At 74.0% G+C, this 1,878-nt stretch carries 2 protein-coding genes; both read right to left on the bottom strand.

Going from position 1 to position 1,878, the window contains the following annotated elements; translation table 11 throughout:
* The coding region (locus ND748_RS31070) for an ATP-dependent DNA helicase RecQ (RefSeq protein ID WP_251749872.1) at window positions 1–1,451 on the bottom strand (1,451 nt) is incomplete at its 3' end.
* Between the two features lie 242 nt (window positions 1,452–1,693).
* The coding region (locus ND748_RS31065) for a hypothetical protein (RefSeq protein WP_251749871.1) at window positions 1,694–1,878 on the bottom strand (185 nt) is incomplete at its 5' end.

Here is a 1,878-nt window from a genome sequence, read left to right as displayed (position 1 = left end):
CCGTCGCCCACCGTCACCACGTCCGCGGTGGCCAGCAGGTCCACCAGCCGGGCCAGCGCGGTGTCGCGCAGCCCCGCCGCCTGGGCCAGCTCCCGCGCCGTCACCGGCGCATCGGCATGCTCCAGCAGCACCGCGACGCGCCGTAAGGCCGTCTCGTCGACCCGGCCAGAGGCGAAGAAGCGCCGCAGCCCGAGATCCTCCGGCCGGTAGAACAGGCAGGCCACCGCGGGCTCACCGTCGCGCCCCGAGCGGCCGATCTCCTGGTAGTAGGAGTCGAGGGAGTCGGCCACCTCGGCGTGGATGACGGTACGGACATTGGGCTTGTCGATGCCCATCCCGAACGCGCTCGTGGCGACCACCACGTCACACCGGTCGGCCATGAAGTCCGCCTCGACCTCGCGTCGGCGCGCCGCCCGCAGGCCGGCGTGGTAGGGGTGGGCCGTCAGCCCGAGGCCGGCGAGTTCGTCGGCCAGTTCCTCGGTGGCCCGCCGGGTGGCCGCGTAGACCAGCGCCGGCTTGGCCTCCCCCGCGATGCGTTCGATCAGGCTCGCCCGCTTGGCCTCCTCGTCGGTGAACGCAACCACGGACAGGGTGATCTCGGGCCGGTCGAATCCCCGCACGACCTCGACGGGGTCGCGCAGCCGTAGCCGCTCGCGGATCTCCCGGCGGACCGGCGGGGCGGCGGTGGCCGTCAGCGCCACGACCGTCGGCCGCCCGAGGTCCTCGATGACCTGTCCGAGCTGGGCGTAGTCGGGCCGGAAGTCGTGCCCCCAGGACGCGATGCAATGGGCCTCGTCCACGACGAACAGGGACGGTCGCGCCTCGCGCAGCGCCGCCCGGACGTCCTCGCGGGCCAACTGCTCCGGGGCCAGGAAGAGAAACTCGGTGCGCCCCTGCCGGACCGCGTCGAAGGCGGCCTGCCGGGCCGCCCGCCCGGCGTCCGAGTTGGCTGCGGCCGCCGCCGAGTCGTCGTCGCCCAGCAGGCCCGCGAGCCGCTCGGTCAGCCCGCGCACCTGGTCGCGTTGCAGCGCGATCAACGGCGAGACCACGATGGTCGGGCCGGCCAGCACCATCGCCGGGATCTGGTACACCGCCGACTTGCCCCGGCCGGTCGGTAGCACGCACAGCGTGTCCCGGCCCTCGACGACGGCCCGCATGGCGTCGAACTGACCGTCGCGCAGCTCCGTGAAGCCGAATCCCTCCCGGGCGACCATCCGGATCAGGTCACCCAGCTCGTCGTCGACCCCGACATCCGGCGGCGTGCTCGGCTGGGGGGTCGCCGCCGGCTCGCGGGAAACATCCGGCTGGGGGGCGGTGGCCGGCGACCGGCGCCGGCCCGACTCGGCCGGCGTCCGTGCCCGCGCCTCGGCGGCACCGGCGGCGGGCGCAGAGCGCCGCCGACCCCGAATCCAGGCAGTCAGCAGTCTGGTTGTCTGATCACGACGGCTCATGGTGCCGCTGGGCGTACCCACTCACCACGGACCCCCACCCTCGAACGACCACGAAGGGGACAACCTTCACCGGCCAGTCCCACCACTGCGACACCGAACGATAAAGTCCCGCCCCCGACGAACCGCCGCCCGCCCGCGCGGGTCCGCCGCAGCAGCCGACTCACGGAGCACATTCGACGCCGAAAAGTATCCGACCGGCTACAGTTTTGCTCCTATCGGACGGTCGCCGCGGGAGGAATGTATCAATGCGTAGCCGGAGATGCCGCCGCCTGACAGTTCCCCTCATCGCCCTGCTCGCCGCGGCTGCCGTCGCGCTCCCGCTCCTCGGCCGCGGCGCAGACGGTGCCGCCGACGGAGACGGCGCCACCGCGGCCAGCCCGACGGTCGGCGACCCGCAGGCGGGCGGCCCGGCTGGGCGGCCCGGGCC

The organism is Frankia sp. AiPs1 (assembly GCF_023716945.1).
Taxonomy (GTDB): domain Bacteria; phylum Actinomycetota; class Actinomycetes; order Frankiales; family Frankiaceae; genus Frankia.
This window is presented reverse-complemented; position numbering and strand designations above follow the sequence as displayed.